This is a genomic window from Rhodoferax sp. GW821-FHT02C08, assembly GCF_059421805.1.
In genome coordinates this window covers 1-627 of record NZ_JBWKVR010000067.1, presented here as the reverse complement: position 1 = coordinate 627, position 627 = coordinate 1, and the positions used below count along the sequence as shown (strand labels likewise).

Annotated in this window: 1 protein-coding gene; it reads left to right on the top strand. The window is 60.6% G+C overall.

Annotated features, from left to right (window positions below; genetic code table 11):
* Positions 1-159: 159 nt before the first annotated feature.
* A partial coding sequence (locus AC07VY_RS26585) for a transposase (protein WP_495100145.1) occupies positions 160-627 on the top strand: 468 nt, incomplete at its 3' end.

Below are 627 nucleotides of genomic sequence, written 5' to 3'. Positions count from 1 at the left end.
TATTTTTAGGCCATGTCTGAATTAGCTGTTGAAAGTTTAGCGTGCGTCGCCTAGAGTGAATCTGCCCCCGGCCAGACTTAGAGATTCACCATGAACAGTCACGACTTTGCCGAATTTCTGCAGCAAGTTGCCAAGCTGAACGCCAAACAACGGGCACAAATGCGTGCGGCATTGGACAGTGCACCAAGTACAAGCGGTGCCTCTGTGGCTGCGGTGGCCGCTCTGCTGCCCGCTCCGCGTATGTGCCCCTGCTGCCAGGCCCCGGCCGAACAACTGCGTGCCTGGGGACACAGCCATGGGTTGGTACGCTACCGCTGCCGCGCCTGTGGCAAAACCAGCAACCCGCTGACGGGTACGCCCCTGGCGCACTTGCGCAAGCGCGAACAATGGTTGCGCTTTGAGCAGGCACTCATAGACGGGCTGAGCGTGCGTGAGGTAGCCCAATGCTGTGGGGTCGATAAAAACACCGCCTTCTTGTGGCGTCACCGCTTCTTAAAGCTCCCAGCCACACACCGTGCCCAGCACGAGAGCGGCATTGTCGAAGCCGACGAGACCTTCTTTCTGGAATCGTTCAAAGGGCAGCGCCAGCTGCACCGCCCACCCCGCCAGCGCGGCGGGGTCGGCAGC